Annotated in this window: 1 protein-coding gene; it reads right to left on the bottom strand. The window is 49.1% G+C overall.

Features of this window, described 5'->3' with window-relative positions; all coding sequences use genetic code 11:
• Window positions 1-281, bottom strand: a 281-nt coding sequence (locus tag BCT81_RS19375; RefSeq protein ID WP_133152661.1) for an ATP-binding cassette domain-containing protein, incomplete at both ends; no start/stop codon positions are given.

Below are 281 nucleotides of genomic sequence, written 5' to 3'. Positions count from 1 at the left end.
TACCGACACATCCAGTGCAGTCGTTGGTTCGTCAGCAATAAGCAGCTCTGGCTCGTTAATCAGTGCCATCGCAATCATCACACGCTGACGCTCACCACCAGATAACTCATGCGGATAAGCTGAAATTTTTTGCTCGGGATAACGGATTCCTACTTTAGATAGCCACTCTATCGCCAAGGCTTGTGCTTTGTTGGTGCGCATACCGCGATGTATCGCGAGGGTTTCAACCAACTGCTTGCCGATTCGATGAAGCGGATTCAATGACACCATAGGTTCTTGGA

This window comes from Vibrio sp. 10N.261.52.A1, assembly GCF_002876325.1.
Taxonomy (GTDB): domain Bacteria; phylum Pseudomonadota; class Gammaproteobacteria; order Enterobacterales; family Vibrionaceae; genus Vibrio; species Vibrio chagasii.
Note: the sequence above shows the minus strand (reverse complement) of the source record. Positions and strands in the feature narration are given on the sequence as shown.